Below are 18,733 nucleotides of genomic sequence, written 5' to 3' on the forward strand. Positions count from 1 at the left end.
TTATGGAATTATTAAGTGTTTCAAATTTATCAATAGGTTTTACTCAATATGTTCAAGGACTACAACAAAGGGAACTAAAAGTAATCTCTGATTTATCATTGGATGTTGAAGAGGGAGAAGTTGTAGCTATTCTAGGGTCTAGCGGGTCAGGCAAAAGTCTACTTGCTCATGCTATATTGGGAATTCTTCCAAATAATGCAACATGCACGGGAGATATTAGTTTTAAAGGTAAAGTTTTAACAGAAGAAGATAAAAAGGCCATTAGAGGTAAAAATATCTGTTTAGTTCCACAATCAGTCAATTACCTGGATCCTTTAATGAAAGTATCGCAGCAAGCTATTGGAAAAACGAATGGTGAAGAAGATTATAAACGTAAAAAATCCCATCAAAGAGAAGTATTTGCTAAATATGGTCTAGATGAATCTGTAGATGTAATGTATCCATTTGAACTATCTGGAGGTATGGCGAGAAAAGTTTTACTTTCAACCGCATTATTGTCTGATCCAGATTTATTAGTTGCTGATGAACCAACACCTGGATTAGATGCTAAAAGCGTAGAAGAAACAATCAATGATATTAAAAGGTTAGCTGAAGATGGTAAAGGCATTATTTTAATTACTCATGATATAGAAGTAGCTATTAGAACTGCTAATAGAATTGCAATATTTTATTCAGGTTATGTAATTGAAATTAATCAAGTAGAAAACTTTAAAGATGTTAATAAGTTAATGCACCCATATTCAAAAGCATTAATAGGAGCTTTGCCGGATAATGGATTTAAATTAACTGAGGGCACCCAACCATTAAATGATGAAGAAGGTTGTATTTATTATAAAAATTGTCCAATGAGAAAAGAAATATGTAAAGATACTAAGCCATTATTACGTGATATTGGAAATAATAAAGTTAGATGTCACCTGTGGGAGGAATACGATGAAACTTGAAGGAAATAATATTTCATTTGCTTATAAAAAAGATTCACCTATATTAAATAATATTTCTATAAGTGTTCCTAATGATAAAGTAATAGGTTTAATTGGTGATAGTGGTAGTGGTAAAAGTACTTTATGTAAAATACTTTCTGGTTATATTCCAAGATACGAAGGAACTGTAACAATTGATAATAATCCTATAGAGTCTAAGGATTATAATCCAGTACAACTTATATTTCAACATCCTGAAAAAACTATGAATCCAAAATGGAAAATGGAAAATATTTTGGAGGAATCATGGGTTCCATCAAAAGAATTAAGAGATACATTTGGTATTTCTGATGGTTGGTTAAAAAGATGGCCTAATGAGTTATCTGGGGGAGAATTGCAAAGATTTTCAATATTGAGATCTTTACATCCTAAAACAAGATTTATCATTGCAGATGAAATCAGTACCATGCTTGATACAGTAACACAAGTACAAATATGGGATGTATTATTAAATTATGCTAAAAAAAATAATATTGGAATTTTAGCTGTAAGCCATGATAAATCATTACTTGAAGTAGTATCAGACGAAATATTTTATTTCAACGAATTAAATAAAAAATAATTCTTTTATTTAATTTCATTTATTTTTTTAAACAATTTACAGTATTGATAATTGAAGATCCTACTGTAAAAAAATTCGCTGATTTTTGTTAAATTTAGTTTTTGAAAATACGGATTTCTCAAACCACCTGGTCATTGAGTTTTATTTTCTTTTTTGCACTCTTTCATGTTCTTTTTATTTTTCCAGAAAATATTGTTTTAAATTATATCTTTATCAAACAGACTCTTCACATACCTTTTGAATTTTTAATTTATATCTGTTCGTCTAAGCGGTTTTTTATAAGTTAATCTTCCATAAAAAACGCCCTCCAAAATTAATTTCAATAAGATTTTATAAAAACAAAATTGAGTTTAACACAAATTACATGAATAGTAAATAACTTAATATGTTAGTAGATTAAATAATATTGAATATGTACTTTTGTACATAAAACTATATAAATGTTAGACATATTTTACAGGTGTGGAAAAAATATTGAATAAAAAATTTGTTTTACTTACGATATTTATTGTAAGTTTATTAGCAGTTACGGCCGTAACTGCTATTGAGAATAATGAAAATAGCATGACGGGTTTGTCAGAATCTGATCTTTTGGATTCTGAAAATAATATAGATAAAATTAGTTCACGTGATCATGATGATGACGATGATGATGACGATGATTTCTCAGCAGTTGGAAATAAGAAAAAAGAAAGCGATTTAGAAATCGATTCAAAAATTGTAAAAAGCGGTAAAAAAGTTAAAATTACCAGCTATATTTTTGATGATGAAACTGATAAAATCGCAAAAACTGCAAAGGGGAAGGTATCATTAAAAGTTGATGGTAAAAAATATTCGGCTAAGGTTAAAAACGGAAAGTTTTCAATAACATTTAAAGCTCCATCCAAAGCTAAAAGATATGTGTGTAAAGTAAAATATAGTGGAGATTCTAAGTATAGAGGCGATTCCACTACATTTAATTTAATAGTCAAGAAATCTGCTACTAAAAGTAAATATGTCAATATTAAGGTAGCAGTTAAAAATAATAAATATGTTACAAAATATAGTGGAAAATATAAGATTAAAACTTATCAAAAGGAAACACCTAAAGGTTTTAAACTTAAAATATATGTATATAAAAATGGTAAAATTGTAAATCCTGATAATTACTTATCTAAAGTTCACTTTAAAAATAAAGGTCAGTGGAAATGGAGTAATTGGGATGATGGGGAAGATGAGTTAACTTATCATGACTATTGGTATTACAAATCAGTAAAGACCGATAAGGTTATGGTAAAACTTAGAAAATAATTGTCAAACACGTTTATGATTAGGAGGAAGATAATAGGTTAATATAGTAAATATACATTTAAATACTTATATTGCATTTTATTATTTTTTCATAAAAAATTATTACATTTTTTTTATTTTAATTATTTATGCTTGTTTCTTTATTTTTAAGGTATGTTTATTTGAAATTATGATGTTAGAGTAAATTAATATTTATTTTCAAGATAATGTTTTCAATAATTGTTTTTTGAAATATAACTCATTTTGATAAATTTTCGGGTTTGTCAGTTTATTTTAATAAAGTCATTTGCTTCAGTTATATTAAAATATCTAAATGCATATTAACTATTTTCTTTATTATATTTAATTTAATTGGTTCATTTTAATTTTTAAGCTATAATTAAAGATTAATTATATGCTAAGTTTTATATGCTTATTACTACTTATAATTATTTGGATTATTTAATTATTTGAATAATTGAGATGATAAAAATAAAATATAATATGCATACTCTATCTTTCAATTTTTTATTTTTAATTTTTATTATCTCTGCTGTATTGATGAATTGATACGGGGATCCGTTATAAATGTCATATAACTGTAAATAGCTATCAAAGTATAGCTATTTGCTCTCATATTATTTTTCAATAAACTTTATTTTACATTGAGTTTAATAATATATTGATGAAGAGAACAGCACTAAAAATTGGATATATAGGAACTAATTTCCATGGTTTTCAAAGACAACCTAATCTTAGAACAGTTGAAGAAGAGTTAATCTATCATTTACGTAAGTTAAACTATATTGATGATTTAAAAAAGTCTAGATTTAGAATTGCAGGTAGAACTGATGCAGGAGTTCATAGTTTAGGCAATGTAATTAGTTTTCAGTCTGAAAAAGAAGTTCGTGTTAACGAAATAAACAATTCTTTACCTGATGATATTCAAATTTTAGCAAGTGCGCCGGTAAGATATGCTTTTAAACCGAGATATGCTCAGATGAGACAATACCGTTACATGCTCTTTCAGGATTTGGATATTGATAAATTAAATGAATGTGCTGAATTATTTAAAGGCACTCATAACTTCACTAATTTTACTAAAAGATTTCAAAAAACAACTGTCAGGTCTATTGACGATATTAAAATCACGAAAGTTAATTTCACCGATTATCACAAAAGAGACTTTCCAAATCTTCATGAAACACTATCTCCAATATTTGTGGATATTTATGGCGAATCATTTTTATGGAACATGGTTCGTAAAATGATGAGGGTCTTTGTAGATGTGGCTATTGGAAAAATGGATTTGGATGAGGTTGAAAGATTATTAAATCCCAAAGAAGATGAACCAAGAGCATATATTAAAGTTATGGAGCCGGACTATCTTATCTTAATGGACATTCAATATGATGGAGTCAAGTTTAATCATGACAATTATGCCTGTGAAAGATTTAGACGTGACCTTGTGGGGTCATTGACGGATTTACAAAAAAGATATGCAATTCGTGAAGCTATGATAAAAAGTTTAGAGGATCTGCACGGTTTTTAATTCCCCAGCATTTCAATTGTTTATAAAAAGTTTTAAAGTATTTTAAATATATATTATTTAAGTGATTATTATGAAAATAGCAACAATTTTAGGAACACGGCCTGAAATTATTAAGATGGCACCAATTATTGATGAAATCTCAAAAAGAAACATCAATCAAATAGTTTTACATACAGGCCAGCATTACGATAAAGAAATGTCAGATAACTTTTTTAAAGACTTGGAACTGCCAACTCCTGATTATAATATTCATGTTGGTTCCGACACTCATGGAAAACAGACTGCTTTAATGATGAGAGGTATTGAAGAGGTACTTCTTGTGGAAAAGCCTGATATTGTACTTGTTCAAGGGGATACTAATGCTGTATTGGCAGGAGCACTTGTAGCTTCTAAATTACATATTGCTGTTGGCCATGTTGAAGCGGGACTTAGATCTTTTGACATGACAATGCCTGAAGAACTTAATCGCAGGGCTGCGGACGTTGCTTCTATAATGTATTTTATACCAACGGAGGAGTCAGCTATTAATTTACTGTCTGAAGGATTTTCACATAAAAATCTTTTCATAACAGGCAATACTGTTGTTGATGCCTGTTTTAGACATTTGGATTTAGCTAAAAAGAGAGGTTTTGAAGATGAATCTCTTACTGGCTTGGATATTGAAAACATGGAAAATATTGCAACTTTAACAATGCATAGGGCAGAGAATGTTGATATTAAAGAAAGGGTAGTTAACATCATTGATGCTTTAAAAGAATTGTCTGACTTGAATATTATTTTTCCAATTCATCCGAGAACTAAAAAAACTTTGGAAAACTTTGGATTATTTGATGAATTGAATGATTTAGACAATGTTCATATTGTAAATCCGGTAGGTTATCTTGATTTTTTACTTTTAACTTCAAAATCAACTTTAATTTTAACCGATTCCGGAGGTCTTCAAGAAGAAGCCATTACTTTAGATGTGCCTGCATTAACGTTAAGATATAATACTGAAAGGCCAGAAACAGTAACGGCAGGAGGCAATATTCTTGTCGGATCTGACAGACAGGCCATAGTTGAAAATGCTTGCAAAATCCTTGATGATAAAGAATTTGCAGATAAAATGAAAAATGCAAAAAATCCATATGGTCAAGGAAATTCCGCAAAATTAACAGTTGATGCTATTGAAGATTATTATGATAAGGGGTTACTTGACATTGAAGCTCCAGAAGATATTATGGATTCATTTACAAGGAAAATGGCTGAAATTACAGAAAATGTAACTGTTGGCGAATTTGAAAAAACAGAAAATGCTTTGATTCACATGGCTTATGATGGGGATAAGATGTGTTTTCCGGCTGATGATTTAAATTTAAAAGGCATGATGATTACTTATGATAAAAGAGAATGAGTCCATATTGGTATTTGAGTATTTTACCGCTTCTGGCGAAAAAGACAAGTGCATTATTTCAGAAGCAGAAGCATTATTGTTTGCTCTTTTGGATGATTTGAAGGATTTTAATGTTGATGTTGTAGTTAATAAATCCTATGAATATATTATAAAAAATTATGATAATGCAAATCCTATTTTAATTGATTGTGATGTTGTTGATTGGTTAGTTGACAATGCAGCAAACTTTAACAATGCTATTTTCATATCTGCAGAAAACAACAACAATTTATACAATATTGCTAGAATATTGGAAGACAATAATGTTAAAACATATAATTCATCAGCTGAAGCTTGTTTTAAAACATCGGATAAGTATGAAACTTATGAATCATTGCCAATGGATGTTCCTCAACCAAGAACATTTAGATTTAAAATCGATTCAAAAGGATACTGGAAAAGGGCAATTGAAAATCTGCATGAAAAATGGCAATCAGAAGATCCTTTAACTCCACTTAAATTAATCATAAAACCATTGATGGGTGTTGACTGTGAAGACATTGTCATAATTGAAAACATTGAAGATTTAACTTTGGATTTGGATAAAATTTTCAAGCCCGGTTCCCGTGTGATTGTTCAGGAATATATTGATGGGATTGATATTAGTGTCAGTTTAATTTCGGATGGCAAAAAGGCAATTCCTATAAGTCTCAATGAACAATATGTTGAACTTAAAAATGATAAAGGAATTTATCTGGGTGGTAAACTACCATTTGAAAGTAAATATGAAGATGAAGCTTTTAGAATTGCAACAAAAGCTATTGAATCTATTGAAGGTATAAAGGGTTTTGCCGGTGTTGATTTATTAATAAATTCAGATGAAAAAGATGTTTATTCGGTTTATCTTTTAGAAATAAATTCCAGATTTACAACACCTTATGTAGGATTGAACAAAGTGGCTAATTTCAACATTGCCAAATCCATTATCGAACTAATCGATGGAGAAATAGCTATTGGGGAGTTAGATATTTCTCTAGATGGTGAAATTGAATTTAAAAAATCTGGAGACTCATTAAAAATTAGGAGAATATAACATGAAAATTGCAGGATTTGACATTGGGGGTGCAAACACCGATTTGGCAATAGTTGACTTTGAAGAAGGTGAAATTAAGAATATTGAAGTTGACTTTGCATATCTGCCAATGTGGAGTAATAATGATGATTTGTCACAAGTTTTAATTGAACTGATTGAAAACATTTGTCCGGTTTCTGAAATTGATGCTGTAGGTATTTCAATGACTGCTGAACTTGTCGATGCTTATGACACTAAAAAAGATGGAGTTTTGGATGTGGTTAAAAAATGTGAAGATACGTTTTCATGTTCCGTTGCATATGTTGGTGTTGATGGAATGTTATCCAGTGAAGAAATTGAAAAAACCCCACTTAAAGCGGCGGCTGCAAATTGGATTGCAACAGCTCAAATTGCAACATTAATATCTGATAATTGCATATTTGTCGATACTGGAAGTACAACAACGGACATTATTCCTATTAAAGATAGTAAAGAGTGCGCAATCGGAAAATCTGATTTTGATAGGTCTGCAACTGGTGAGCTAGTTTATACAGGTACTCTGAGAACCTCTCTTGCAAGTTTTTTGGATAAGGTTGAATTAAATGGAAAAACTTACAGGGTAGCTAGTGAACTATTTGCTCAAACTGCTGATATTTACACAGTATTGGATTTAATCACTGAAGATGATTATATCTGTGATACTTTTGATGGTGAAGGCAAATCTAAAATTGAATGTGCCCGCAGAATTGCACGTGTAGTCTGCGCTGATTTAGAAATGTTATCTATGGAGGATATTGTTGAAATGTCTAAATTTGTTCATCAAAAACAAGTTGAACAAATTGCTGATGGCCTAAAACAGGTTGTCGATACTCAAAAATTAGATTTAATAGTGACAACAGGTCTTGGAAAAGATATTTTAGATAGAAAGGCAGCTGAATTTTTAAAGTTGGAGGTTAAATCAATGGGGGATATCTTAACTGATGATGAATGTACTGTTGCTCCAGCTATTGGAACGGCAGTTATGATGGAGAAGTATTTAGTTTAATACCATATATCTTTTAATCCAATTAAATAAGCTCCACCATTAGCTATTAAGTGAATTATCAAGGTTAATATAAGGGCAATAATGATAAATATCCAATCAACACTAACTAAGGGTGTTGCAAAAATTATTGCGATTATTATAAAATCTAATTGGTCTAGAAAGGGAACAGGTTGGCCTCTTTCAATTCTAAGTCTTCTTTTTAAAAAACTGCCTAAAGCATCACCAACCAATGCTCCAAAACCTAATAAAAATCCAATCAATATTCCATTAGCTACATTAGTCACAATTGGGGTTATTAAATAAGGTTCAACGCCATTTAAAATCATAGGGGCTAGATATCCTTGAATGGCACCAGTAATCATACCAATTAACGTTCCAGCAATTAGCCCTCTCCAAGTAACTCCATCTCCAATCCAACGGTTACCTTTTGAGTCACATTTTCCAAAATCAATTGGTGTTCCTCCACCGAATGCTAATGCCCCTCCATTTGAAAAATATGCTGGAAGAATAAAATATAATGTGGTTAAGAATGCTATTGAAATTATTTGAATATTGAATGCCATTTAATTTTTTCACCATTTGAAATTATACTTATATACATATATAAAATTAATAATATTTAAATATTAAATTGTTTTAAATATATTATATTATGTAAGTTTGTACTAATAGAATTTTATTAGTAAAAAGGTGATTATTTGAAAATAAAAAATACAAAAAGTTTATGCCCAGAGTGTGGAAAACCTGTTGATGCTGAAGTTTTCGATGAAGATGGGAAAGTTTTCATCAAAAAAACTTGCGATGAACATGGAGAGTTTGTAAACACTTATTGGAGTGATGAGAGTTTATACAATCGGATGGAGAATTTTATTCCAACAATTACGGGTGTTGATAATCCTTGTGTTGAAGATACTGCTTCCTGTCCAAGTAATTGTGGTTTATGTTCAAAACATGAGACTTCTACGGTATTAGGATTAATTGATGTAACAAATAGGTGTAATTTAAAATGTCCAGTCTGCTTTGCCAATGCTGCAGCGGCTGGTTATATTTATGAACCTACTCAAGATGAAATTAGACAAATGCTTAGAAATTTGAGGAATCTAAAACCTTATCCCTGTCCTGCTATTCAATATGCTGGTGGAGAACCTACTGTCAGAAAAGATTTAGTTGATCTTATTAAAATGGCAAAAGAAGAAGGTTTTACTCATGTTCAAATCGCAACTAATGGTATCAGATTAGCTAAAAGAGAGAATTTTGCTAAACAACTTAAAGAAGCAGGATTGAATACAGTTTACCTTGCCTTTGATGGAGTAACTCCCGAACCTTACATTTACAATAGGGCTAGGAATTTGCTTCCAGATAAAATTCAGGCTATTGAAAACTGTAGAAAAGCTGGTTTGGGCATTGTTCTTGTACCGACTTTAGTTAAAGGCATCAATGACCATCAAGTTGGAGAGATTATTAAATTCGCATTTGATCACAATGACATAATTTATGGAGTAAACTTCCAACCGGTCTCCTTTGCTGGAAGGACTCCTGCAGATCATGTTGAAGAACAAAGAATTACTATTCCGGATTTTGTTAAAATTATTGAGAAGGAAACTGATGGCCAAGTACCGACAAGTTCTTTTTACCCGCCATCTTCTGTAGAACCAATTGCTGAGTTTATTTCTCGTTTACATGGTGAAGATTCAGCAAAAGTAACTTTAAACTGTCATGAGCATTGTGGTATAGCTACTTATGTGTTTAGAGAAAAAACTGAAGGTGAGGGTAAAGACAAACTAATTCCAATCACTGACTTTATTGATGTTGAAGATTTATTTAATAAATTAAAGGAATATAATGAAATACTCAAAAAAGGTAAATTCGGATCTCGTAAAAGGGTTTTAGCTGGTTTAACAGGAAATCTTACTAAAATGGTTCATACCAGTAGAACTCCAAAAGATTTGGATATTACTAAGGTTTTATTAAATGTATTCGTTAAAGGGGATTATGACGCTTTAGGGGACTTTTCTAAAGATGCAATGCTTATCTCATGCATGCACTTTATGGATCCATTTAATTTTGATGAAGATAGGGTTAAAAAATGTGTTATCCACTATGCAACACCGGATGGTAGGATTATTCCATTCTGCACATTCAATTCAATGTATCGTCCGGGTGTTGAAAAGAAATTCGCAAAACCATTAAAACGAAAAAAGGAATAAACTTACAAAAATCACCTTAACTTCGTATTTGCGATTTTTCAGATACTTTATTTTTTTTTATTTATTAATCTTTTTTAGAGTGATACTTATGGATACTATTGAAGGAAAAACATGGATCTTTGGGGAGAATATTGATACTGATGTTATTATTCCTGGAAGATACTTAAGAACATTTGATCCTCAAGATTTAGCAGATCATGTTCTAGAAGGTGAAAGGCCCGATTTTACTCAAAATGTTGAATCTGGAGATATCATAGTGGCTGATGAAAACTTTGGTTGTGGTTCTTCAAGGGAACAGGCACCAGTTGCAATCAAAACTGCTGGGGTAAGCGCCATTGTTGCCAAATCATTTGCGAGGATTTTTTATAGAAATGCAATAAATATCGGGCTGCCGGTTATTGTTTGCGATATTGAAGCTAAAGATGGAGACGTTATTAGTATTGATTTGTCAAAAGGAACATTGGTTAATAAAACCACAGGGGTGTCAAAAACTTTTGAACCATTTAAAAAATTCATGTTGTCTATATTAGAGGATGGAGGATTAGTTAATCACTATTTAAATGATTCTGAATAAGGAGGCATAAAAATGGATTGTCCAATTTGCGGGTCGGATAATATTGAAATATTAAATTCAAAACAAAAAACAACAAAAAAGAAATTTACAGAAAAGTACTTATTAAAATGTGAAGATTGCGGTCATGTGTACAGGAACATTATTTCTCTTAAGAAACCTAGACCTTACAGATTAATTATTTCAGAGCAGGACAAATCTCATAAAACCACAATTGATTTGTCTCCAAGCGATAACTTAAAAGTTGGCGACACTTTACTTAGTGATTTAGGTCAAGTTGAGGTAACTGGTATTGAAATTGGAGATAGGCGAGTAAATAAATCAAAACTGGAAGATGTTGATACAATTTGGGCTTCTTCAGTTGAAATTCCAGCACGTATTGGATTTTCAGTAGATTTGCATGGTGAAGTTGATTCATATAAACTCGACCTTGAAAGGGATTTTGAAATAGCTCCTGGAGATATTATTAAACTTGATAAACACATAGTTAAAGTACATGTTATTAAAACACAGGAAAAAAAATTAACTTCCGGCTTTGCAAAAGCAGGAGTAATCAAAAGAGTTTATTCTAAACCAGTTAAATTCAATAATTATGATTATGATTTAACTAGAAATATTTTTAAAAAAACTAAATAAGGTATCTAAATGAAAGTTTTCATTGAATCTTATGGTTGTACATTTAACCAAGCAGATGGACAAATCATCGCTGGAAATTTGCAAGAAAATGGCATGGTTCTTGTTGATAATATTGGGGAAGCAGATGTAATCATTGTAAATACTTGCTATGTCAAATTGCCTACTGAAGATAAAATGACTTACAGGATTCAAAAATTAAAAAAAGAGTATCCTGATAAAAAAATCATTGTTGGCGGATGTATGGTTGAAATCGATCCTGAAAAATTAAATAAACTCGGGGAGGATATTTCATGGATTGGCCCACATCAATTAAATAAATCTGCCAGTGTGGTTAATGCATCATATTGTGGAGAAATTATTCGTGAAACAGGATTTTCAAAAGAATCTAAAGTTGGCGTTCCTAAAGTCGGAGATGATAGTTTAATTCATATTCTTCAGATTTGTGAAGGTTGTTTAGGTGCATGCACTTTTTGCTGTACTCGTTTTGCGCGAGGACCTTTAAATAGTTATTCTATTGAAGATATTGTTGCTGAAGCACAGGAAGCTATTGAAAATGGTGCTTGTGAAATACAATTGACTGCTCAGGATACTGCGGCATTTGGTCGGGACAGTGGTGTAAAACTATCTGATTTAATTAAAGAAGTGGCTAATTTAAATGGAGATTTCAGAGTTCGTGTTGGAATGATGCATCCTAAAAACATATTAAATGATGTTGATGGAATAATCGATGCAATAAAACATCTGAAGGTATATGATTTTATTCATTTGCCTGTACAAAGTGGAAGTGATAAGGTATTGTCCGACATGAGAAGAGGCCATACCATCTCACAATATAAGGAAATTGTATCAAAATTTAAAAAGGAAATTCCAAGTTTGACATTGGCTGTTGATATTATTGTTGGATATCCAACTGAAAGTGATGAAGATTTCGGTGAAACTGTAAAATTATTAAAAGAGATAAAACCAAGTTTGATACATCTGTCAAAATATCAGCATAGAATTGGTGCAATTTCATCATCTCTAGTTGAGATTCCTCATGAAATAATGAAAAAAAGATCAAAATTTTTGTCTGAAATTAAACAGGAAATAACCAAAGAAGAAAATAAGGAATTGGTCAATACGGTTCAAAATGTTTTGGTTGTTGAAAAAGGTTCTAAAGGTGGATATATAGCAAAAACTAATTCATATATTCCAGTTATTGTTGAGGATGTTGAATTAGGAACCTTTGTTAATGTAAAGATAACTGAAGCTACCTCAACTTATCTTAAAAGCGAATTATTGGAAGAATAATTTTTTAATTTTCTTACTATTCTTATTTTTATATAATTGTCTTTTTTTATGCTTTAAATTTTTATAATATCTATATTTTTTTTTAATATTCAAAAGTATTTTGTAACAGTTATTGTGGTATAATATGAGCGATTATTATTGAGTTTTACCGATACCTTTATATACTATTGTTTACTATCTTTTAATTGGAGGTGTAATTATGAGTGAATTACCAATCGCACCAGTCGGTCGTATCTTAAAAAATGCTGGCGCACAAAGAATTAGTGACGATGCAAAAATTGCATTAGCTGAAGCATTAGAAGAAAAAGGTGACGAAATCGCACAAAAAGCTGTTAATTTCGCACGCCACGCTGGTAGAAAAACTGTAAAAGCTGAAGATATCAAATTAGCAATCAAATAGATTTACTAATTGTTTATTTTCAAAATAGCTTATATAATAAAATCTATTGGCCATTTTTCTTGGTCAATTTTTTTTATTTTATCTAAATTAATTTTAACTGCTTGTTCTATTCAACTAAGAAAAGTTTATATATTAGTTAAACCTAATTATATAATGTTGTATAGGACCGGTGGTCTAGGGGTATGATTCCTCTTTGACGTGGAGGAGATCACGAGTTCGAATCTCGTTCGGTCCATATGCCATGGTAGTTCAGATGGGAGAACGCTAGACTGAAGATCTAGATGTCGCTGGTTCAAGTCCGGCCCATGGCATCCTATTTTATTATCTTTTTTTATAACTAATTTCCGGATACAATATTTTAATTTTGAACATAAAATAATTTAGAAAATCTTTATTATGCTCTTGGAGGTATTGGATTAAAAAAGGTGATGGGTTTTTTAATCTATTTGCTGGTTTTACCTAAGGTAATTGGTTTAGGTTTTACTTGAGTGTTTTCTCTTAATGTTTTGTATCTTTTAACAATTTCATAACCTTTGTCACTTCCGATTAAATCTGCTCCTCCAGTTAAAATTTGGTTTGCAAATTTATATTCATCAACACCGCCATAAATTTCAATTTTTATTTGAGGTGCATATTTTTGGATAATGTTAATGTCATTTACATGTTCAAAGATATGGCCTGGAGCTACAAATCCGGTGGATGTTTTAATATAATCTGCTCCACTTTTTTCAACTACTTTGGCAGCATTAGCTTTTTCATAATCTTCTAAAGCTTTACTTTCAATAATTACTTTTAATACTTTGTCTCCCATAACTTCTTTGTGTTGCTTTATCTCATTTTCAAGTAAGGAATATTTTTCATCTTTGAGGTAGCTCAAATTCATCACTACTTCGATTTCGTCCACTCCTTTATCAAGTAATTCTTTAGTTTCAGCTATTTTGCTTTCAGTATCTTCAAAACCTAAAGGAAATCCTACCACACTTCCAATTTTAACATCACTGTCTTTTAAAACTTCTTTAGCTAATGATATGTATGTTGGTGAAATAACTACTGAATTAAACTTCAATTCTTTTGCCTTTTCAAGAAATTCTTTCATTTCACTTTCAGTAATTATGTTGTTTAAATTGGTGTAGTTAATTAAACTTGCTAACTCTTTTGAATTTTTTATATTGTACATCATAACACCCTCTCTTAATTAGTTAGTATATATACGAACATCCTATTTAAATATTGTTATATTAATTTTTTCATCATATATGATCCAACTTTTTCATAATCGAATTTACGATAATAATTTCTAGATCCAATACCACTAATAATGGCCATTTCTTCTTTACCATTATCAATAGCAATATTTTCAGCCTCTTTTAGAAGTCTTTCACCAAATCCGGTATGCTGACCTATTTTAGGATTCCTACCGCCAATTTTAATCATATTTCCATAAACATGCAATTCCCGAACGAGCGCTGTGGATTCATTAATTTCAGCTCGAAAATGATTTTTTGATGGCAGGCGTAATCTTAAAAATCCTGCAATGCTTTCTTCATTTATATCTTCAATAGATAAGAAATGCTCTTCCCCTTCACATGCAGTATAACTTTCACTATACAATTCAAAATCCTCTAAACCATATTCTCTAGATGTTTTTTTATGGCCGATTTCACGGCAACGAATACACTGACAATTTATATGCTCTTTTTCTAAATTGTTGTAAACAAGTTCTCCAAGATTGGATTTTTTAACCCCCGCTTCAATAAGTGTTGAAGGAATATCTCTTTGAATTCTCATTGTTCTAACCCATTTTGGAAGAATTGCTTTAACTTTCGTTATTAATTCAACAGCCTCGTCGTCATTATATGGATTATAATTTCCCTCTTTCCATAAATCATATAACTCGCTTCCTTTAGTAACTAGACATGGATAAATCTTCAACATGTCTGGTTTAAAATTATCATCGCTAAATAATTGTTTAAACATTTTTAAATCTTGATTTTGGTTTGAAAATAACCCAGGCATCATATGCATAGCCACTTTGATAGATGAATCTCTTAAAAGCTGATTTGCCTCTATGACATCATTTATAGAGTGCCCACGTTTAATTCGTTTGTACAAATCATCTGATAATGTTTGAACACCTAATTCGACTCTTGTCACTCCAAAATCAAGCATTCTATTGATATGTTCTTTTTTACAAAAATCAGGCCGTGTTTCAAAGGTCATGCCAACACATCTGACTTTTGAATTTTCATTAACCCTTTGAACATCTTCAATTAAAACATAATCGTTAGGTTCGTAAGTTTTTAAAACCCCTTTTTCGAATAATTTAATTTCGTCACGGTCAAGATTATAATCATAATTTTCTGGTTTATTTTCCATTATTAAACCAAAATCGCACATTGCCTTTAGGCATTGTGAAACAAACCATTCTTGATACGATAAATCTCTTGAAGGGAAAGTTCCTCCCATTATAATTAATTCAACTTTATCAATTGGATGGCCAATTTTTTTAAGTTGTTTCAAACGGTTAAAACATTGGATATATGGATGATATTCATACATCCTACCTCTAAGTGCGGCCGGTTCTTCACCAGTATAGCTGGGAGGAGCAATATCACTTTCCGGACAATAAATACATCTTCCATGAGGGCATTTATGTGGGTGGCACATTACTGCCACTATTGCAACCCCCGACATTGTTCTTGTTGGTTTTTTCTTTAAAAATCCAGAAATAATTTCCTTTTCTTCAGGTTTTGCAAATTCTAAGATGTCTGCATTGCTCATGAACTTGGATAATTTCAAATCACGACATAATTGTCTTTTTTCAACTTCTAGCTCTCTTCTAGTTGTGATTTTGCCGTTAAGAATGTCATTAATTATAATTTGACATGCATTTTCCATTTTTCAATCCTCATAATTTAAATAGTTAAACTTATATGTACAATTTATTTAAATATTTAATGATTTATACATTATATATAAAAGGTGAAATCATGAAAATTAAAGAATTTATCGGATCTACCGTTTTAGACAAAAATGCAAATGTAGTCGGAAGAGTTGATAATGTTGATTTTGACACTGAAACTGGTAAAATTGACACAATCACTTTAACCTTGCAAAAAAATATTTTCTCTAAAGATGAACTCGAAATCAGCTTTGAAGATATTGCAACTATCGGTGCATATGTTATCTTAAGCACTGAAATCACATACGAAAATGAAGAAGTAGAAGAAGACGAAGAAGTTAAAACTGTTGAAATTGAAGTTGAAGAATAGCCAGGTATTAATATGGTTTTTGATGCAAGGGGATTGGAAATTACTCTAGATTCTCATGTTAGATATGTTGACACAGGAACAATGGGTAAGGTCATTGATTTAAAATCAGAAAGTGGCTCAGAATGGGTAATGCTTGATAAAACCGAATTATGGTATCGTTCCGATTTAGTTGAATTGCTTGAAGAAAAGGACATTAAAAAATCTTCCTTTTATGATAGGGAAGATGATGGTGAAATTGACATCGATGCAATGAAAGAAAAAGCAAGAAAATTGGAAGATATTGAATTAGATTCTAATGTTGCTGAAGGTGGAGGTTAAAAACCCACCTTTTTTTAATTTTTTGCAAATAAACTTATTTTCTCAGCTAATTTAGGACCAATGCCTTCAACTTTTTGCAGTTCATTTTCAGAAATGCCACTTAAGTCATTTCCAAAGATATTGACTAAATTTCTAGCTCTTTTTCTTCCAAGTCTTTTAACGCCAACCACTAATGGAATAATGTCTTCTTTCACGCCGTAATATAATCTGGCAGATAAAAAGTCAAAGTCTTTTAATTTTGAATAATTTCCTAAGACCTCTGATGTATCTTTTGCAAATTTAACAAGGTGTGATGCTTCATAAGCAGATCTTCTAGTTGATGCGGAATAAACATTATATTTATTTTCAATTTCATATTCATTTCTCTCATCAACCCATTCCATTAATGACACGGCAGTAGCTTCAATGTTTCCAATGTCAACTGCAAATAATCCCTCTTCAGATAATTTGTCAAGAACAGGATCTTTTGATTTTCTTCCTTTAAACGAGATTAATGGCACATCAGGAGTTTCACATAATGCATAAATAAACTCACTAACATTAATTTTATCAATGCTTGAAACATATTCTTTAATTTTAACGGCAGTTTCAACTGAATAATTGGATTTGGCTATTAAATTACCAAAATCAGTCGTTGCTAATCCTTCAGGTGTTGCTCTTATGATTCTATTTTGAAGTAGAAAGTCTATTGCATTTTCAAGTTCATATTTGATGCTGTCTTCTGCGAATAATGCCATTGAAGGATTATTGGTCATTTGATAACCGTATAATGTTTTTTCAAAAAAGTCAGTTAGCTCATCAAGATTTTTGGAAAGTGATGAATTTATTTGGGCAATAATTTGTTTGTAGATTGCATCTTTATTGTCAACAAGTTTAGAGTTAGTTAATTCAATTTCTCCTTCAACGTAATAGTCTTGCAGGTTTGAAGCTTCATCCATAGTTTTAGCAACTAAGTAAGAATATCCTACATCATCGTATTGGGGCCTTCCAGCCCTACCGGACATTTGTTCATAATCAAAGACAGGTATTGGTTGAGGTCCATTTCCAGTCCAACGAGTAGTATCTCTAATTACAACTGTTTTTGAAGGTAAGTTAACTCCATACATTAAACTTGGAGTTGCAGTAATCATTAAAATATTGCCATTTCTAAATTCATCTTCAATAATTTCTTTTTGTTCATTAAACAATCCTGCATGGTGGAATGCAATACCATGTTCAAGGCTTTCAGCTAATTTAACACATGTGCTTGTTGGAAGTGAACCTTTCTTTTTTGGAACTTCCAATATTCTATCAGAGACTTTTTTAAATTGTTCTCTTTGTTTTAAATTGATTTTTTTGTTGATTTTTTTAGATACATATGTTGCAAGGCTTTCGGTAAACCGCCTTGTAGAAACAAATGCCAATGCTTGTGATTTGTCTTTAATTGATTTTTCTAATACTTTTACAATAACGTCATTTTTATTTTTAGTATTAAACATCTCTGCATCTAAAACTTCTTTGTGAAGAGGTACTGGGCGATAATCATGTTCAACACATTTTCCTTCAAGCCAGCCTTCTATTTCCTCAATATTTCTTAAAGTAGCAGATAATGCAATAATTCTCATAGATGGATTGATAATTTTAGCTCTTGTTATGGCTGATTCAAGAGTTGGTCCTCTTGTAAACTCCCCAATCATATGAAATTCATCGATGATTAATGTGTCAACGTCTCTTAGTGTGTTCCAGGAAAATCTTGTAAGCGCATCAAATGATTCAAAAACCATGACTGATAAATCAGAGCTTGCAGGGTGTCTACCAACATTAATTCCATGTTCTTCAAAGGATTTAAATTCTTTCACTTTTTCATTTTGTATTGAAAGTAATGGTGCAGCATAAACTGCTTTTCCGCCATCCAGTATTGTCTTTAGCATAGGAAGCACTCCTAAAACAGTTTTACCGCTAGCTGTTGGAATGCAGATAATATAATTTGATTTATCTTCTAGATAACCGGACTCGATTACCGCTTTTTGAGCAGGGTTAAATTCCTTAATATAAGGATACGCACTATTGATTATTGATTTGATATCGTCTCTTAAATTTTCCATTTTAATCATTTAATTATTTTTTTAATTAATATATAATAAATATTGTTAGGAGGTATAATATTGGGTAACAGTTATATATGCTAAACTATAAACTAATTTA

The 18,733-nt window shown here is 30.9% G+C and carries 18 protein-coding genes and 2 tRNA genes; 16 read left to right on the forward strand and 4 right to left on the reverse strand.

Annotated features, from left to right (window positions below; genetic code table 11):
* The first annotated feature begins 2 nt into the window (after positions 1–2).
* The 7 genes from Q9969_RS11080 (at position 3) to Q9969_RS11110 (ending at position 7,855) form a co-directional block, all read left to right on the forward strand.
* Positions 3–944 carry an ABC transporter ATP-binding protein gene (locus tag Q9969_RS11080; protein WP_305557736.1) on the forward strand — a complete coding sequence of 314 codons (942 nt, stop codon included), beginning with the start codon at positions 3–5 and terminating at the stop codon, positions 942–944.
* Positions 934–1,545, forward strand: a complete 612-nt coding sequence (locus Q9969_RS11085) for an ATP-binding cassette domain-containing protein (RefSeq protein WP_305557738.1) — start codon at positions 934–936, stop codon at positions 1,543–1,545. Before Q9969_RS11080 ends, Q9969_RS11085 begins: the two co-directional genes overlap by 11 nt.
* Before the next feature lie 474 nt (positions 1,546–2,019).
* On the forward strand, positions 2,020–2,835 hold the full coding sequence (locus Q9969_RS11090) for a hypothetical protein (RefSeq protein ID WP_305557740.1): 816 nt from the start codon (positions 2,020–2,022) through the stop codon (positions 2,833–2,835).
* A gap of 664 nt (positions 2,836–3,499) precedes the next feature.
* A complete protein-coding gene (truA, locus tag Q9969_RS11095; protein WP_305557742.1) occupies positions 3,500–4,366 on the forward strand; it encodes a tRNA pseudouridine(38-40) synthase TruA in 867 nt (288 codons plus the stop codon).
* Positions 4,367–4,436: 70 nt separating this feature from the next.
* A complete protein-coding gene (gene wecB, locus Q9969_RS11100) occupies positions 4,437–5,759 on the forward strand; it encodes a UDP-N-acetylglucosamine 2-epimerase (non-hydrolyzing) (RefSeq protein WP_305557745.1) in 1,323 nt (440 codons plus the stop codon).
* A complete protein-coding gene (locus tag Q9969_RS11105) occupies positions 5,743–6,831 on the forward strand; it encodes an ATP-grasp domain-containing protein (RefSeq protein WP_305512912.1) in 1,089 nt (362 codons plus the stop codon). Before wecB ends, Q9969_RS11105 begins: the two co-directional genes overlap by 17 nt.
* 1 nt (position 6,832) lies before the next feature.
* Positions 6,833–7,855, forward strand: a complete 1,023-nt coding sequence (locus Q9969_RS11110) for a hydantoinase/oxoprolinase family protein (RefSeq protein ID WP_305512913.1) — start codon at positions 6,833–6,835, stop codon at positions 7,853–7,855.
* On the opposite strand, the gene Q9969_RS11115 is transcribed toward Q9969_RS11110, so the two are convergent.
* Positions 7,852–8,418 (reverse strand): CDP-2,3-bis-(O-geranylgeranyl)-sn-glycerol synthase, encoded by a 567-nt coding sequence (locus Q9969_RS11115; RefSeq protein ID WP_305512915.1) that lies wholly within the window; start codon positions 8,416–8,418, stop codon positions 7,852–7,854. The two genes, Q9969_RS11110 and Q9969_RS11115, sit on opposite strands and share 4 nt — an antisense overlap.
* A gap of 135 nt (positions 8,419–8,553) precedes the next feature.
* Here Q9969_RS11115 and tes point away from each other — a divergent pair, with 135 nt between their 5' ends.
* From tes to Q9969_RS11150, 7 genes are all read left to right on the forward strand, one after another.
* The gene (gene tes / locus Q9969_RS11120; protein ID WP_305557747.1) at positions 8,554–10,062 is read left to right on the forward strand and encodes a tetraether lipid synthase Tes; all 1,509 of its coding nucleotides are present in this window, start codon (positions 8,554–8,556) and stop codon (positions 10,060–10,062) included.
* Between the two features lie 88 nt (positions 10,063–10,150).
* A complete protein-coding gene (gene hacB / locus Q9969_RS11125; protein WP_305557749.1) occupies positions 10,151–10,636 on the forward strand; it encodes a homoaconitase small subunit in 486 nt (161 codons plus the stop codon).
* Between the two features lie 12 nt (positions 10,637–10,648).
* On the forward strand, positions 10,649–11,269 hold the full coding sequence (locus tag Q9969_RS11130) for an HVO_0476 family zinc finger protein (protein ID WP_305557751.1): 621 nt from the start codon (positions 10,649–10,651) through the stop codon (positions 11,267–11,269).
* Positions 11,270–11,278: 9 nt separating this feature from the next.
* The gene (locus Q9969_RS11135) at positions 11,279–12,559 is read left to right on the forward strand and encodes a tRNA (N(6)-L-threonylcarbamoyladenosine(37)-C(2))-methylthiotransferase (protein WP_305557753.1); all 1,281 of its coding nucleotides are present in this window, start codon (positions 11,279–11,281) and stop codon (positions 12,557–12,559) included.
* Between the two features lie 199 nt (positions 12,560–12,758).
* Entirely contained in the window at positions 12,759–12,959 is a 201-nt protein-coding gene (locus Q9969_RS11140) for a histone family protein (protein WP_042691314.1), read from the forward strand.
* 163 nt (positions 12,960–13,122) lie between these two features.
* A tRNA-Val gene (locus tag Q9969_RS11145) sits at positions 13,123–13,194 on the forward strand.
* 3 nt (positions 13,195–13,197) lie between these two features.
* Positions 13,198–13,270: transfer RNA gene (locus tag Q9969_RS11150), tRNA-Phe, on the forward strand.
* A 131-nt stretch (positions 13,271–13,401) separates the two neighbouring features.
* Here the strand turns inward: Q9969_RS11150 and deoC are convergent.
* Together deoC and Q9969_RS11160 are read right to left on the reverse strand one after the other, a co-directional pair.
* On the reverse strand, positions 13,402–14,139 hold the full coding sequence (deoC, locus tag Q9969_RS11155) for a deoxyribose-phosphate aldolase (RefSeq protein WP_305557755.1): 738 nt from the start codon (positions 14,137–14,139) through the stop codon (positions 13,402–13,404).
* Positions 14,140–14,192: 53 nt separating this feature from the next.
* Positions 14,193–15,857, reverse strand: a complete 1,665-nt coding sequence (locus Q9969_RS11160; protein ID WP_305557757.1) for a tRNA uridine(34) 5-carboxymethylaminomethyl modification radical SAM/GNAT enzyme Elp3 — start codon at positions 15,855–15,857, stop codon at positions 14,193–14,195.
* Positions 15,858–15,949: 92 nt separating this feature from the next.
* Here Q9969_RS11160 and Q9969_RS11165 point away from each other — a divergent pair, with 92 nt between their 5' ends.
* Together Q9969_RS11165 and Q9969_RS11170 are read left to right on the forward strand one after the other, a co-directional pair.
* Positions 15,950–16,231: a PRC-barrel domain-containing protein gene (locus tag Q9969_RS11165; protein WP_305515153.1), complete on the forward strand. Its 282-nt coding sequence runs from the start codon at positions 15,950–15,952 to the stop codon at positions 16,229–16,231.
* A 12-nt stretch (positions 16,232–16,243) separates the two neighbouring features.
* Positions 16,244–16,549 (forward strand): DUF2098 domain-containing protein, encoded by a 306-nt coding sequence (locus Q9969_RS11170; RefSeq protein WP_305515155.1) that lies wholly within the window; start codon positions 16,244–16,246, stop codon positions 16,547–16,549.
* A gap of 14 nt (positions 16,550–16,563) precedes the next feature.
* On the opposite strand, the gene Q9969_RS11175 is transcribed toward Q9969_RS11170, so the two are convergent.
* Complete coding sequence (locus Q9969_RS11175; RefSeq protein ID WP_305557759.1) at positions 16,564–18,642, reverse strand: DEAD/DEAH box helicase; 2,079 nt, start codon at positions 18,640–18,642, stop codon at positions 16,564–16,566.
* Between the last annotated feature and the right edge of the window lie 91 nt (positions 18,643–18,733).

The organism is Methanobrevibacter sp. V74, from assembly GCF_963082495.1.
Taxonomy (GTDB): Archaea; Methanobacteriota; Methanobacteria; order Methanobacteriales; family Methanobacteriaceae; genus Methanocatella.

Excerpts from the sequence above, each read along its gene's own strand:
- Q9969_RS11080 (WP_305557736.1), top strand. The coding sequence starts at position 3 with ATGGAATTATTAAGTGTTTCAAATTTATCAATAGGTTTTACTCAATAT.
- Q9969_RS11085 (WP_305557738.1), top strand. The coding sequence starts at position 934 with ATGAAACTTGAAGGAAATAATATTTCATTTGCTTATAAAAAAGATTCA.
- truA (WP_305557742.1), top strand. The coding sequence starts at position 3,500 with ATGAAGAGAACAGCACTAAAAATTGGATATATAGGAACTAATTTCCAT.
- wecB (WP_305557745.1), top strand. The coding sequence starts at position 4,437 with ATGAAAATAGCAACAATTTTAGGAACACGGCCTGAAATTATTAAGATG.
- Q9969_RS11105 (WP_305512912.1), top strand. The coding sequence starts at position 5,743 with ATGATAAAAGAGAATGAGTCCATATTGGTATTTGAGTATTTTACCGCT.
- Q9969_RS11110 (WP_305512913.1), top strand. The coding sequence starts at position 6,833 with ATGAAAATTGCAGGATTTGACATTGGGGGTGCAAACACCGATTTGGCA.
- Q9969_RS11115 (WP_305512915.1), bottom strand. The coding sequence starts at position 8,418 with ATGGCATTCAATATTCAAATAATTTCAATAGCATTCTTAACCACATTA.
- hacB (WP_305557749.1), top strand. The coding sequence starts at position 10,151 with ATGGATACTATTGAAGGAAAAACATGGATCTTTGGGGAGAATATTGAT.
- Q9969_RS11130 (WP_305557751.1), top strand. The coding sequence starts at position 10,649 with ATGGATTGTCCAATTTGCGGGTCGGATAATATTGAAATATTAAATTCA.
- Q9969_RS11135 (WP_305557753.1), top strand. The coding sequence starts at position 11,279 with ATGAAAGTTTTCATTGAATCTTATGGTTGTACATTTAACCAAGCAGAT.
- Q9969_RS11140 (WP_042691314.1), top strand. The coding sequence starts at position 12,759 with ATGAGTGAATTACCAATCGCACCAGTCGGTCGTATCTTAAAAAATGCT.
- deoC (WP_305557755.1), bottom strand. The coding sequence starts at position 14,139 with ATGATGTACAATATAAAAAATTCAAAAGAGTTAGCAAGTTTAATTAAC.
- Q9969_RS11160 (WP_305557757.1), bottom strand. The coding sequence starts at position 15,857 with ATGGAAAATGCATGTCAAATTATAATTAATGACATTCTTAACGGCAAA.
- Q9969_RS11165 (WP_305515153.1), top strand. The coding sequence starts at position 15,950 with ATGAAAATTAAAGAATTTATCGGATCTACCGTTTTAGACAAAAATGCA.
- Q9969_RS11170 (WP_305515155.1), top strand. The coding sequence starts at position 16,244 with ATGGTTTTTGATGCAAGGGGATTGGAAATTACTCTAGATTCTCATGTT.
- Q9969_RS11175 (WP_305557759.1), bottom strand. The coding sequence starts at position 18,642 with ATGATTAAAATGGAAAATTTAAGAGACGATATCAAATCAATAATCAAT.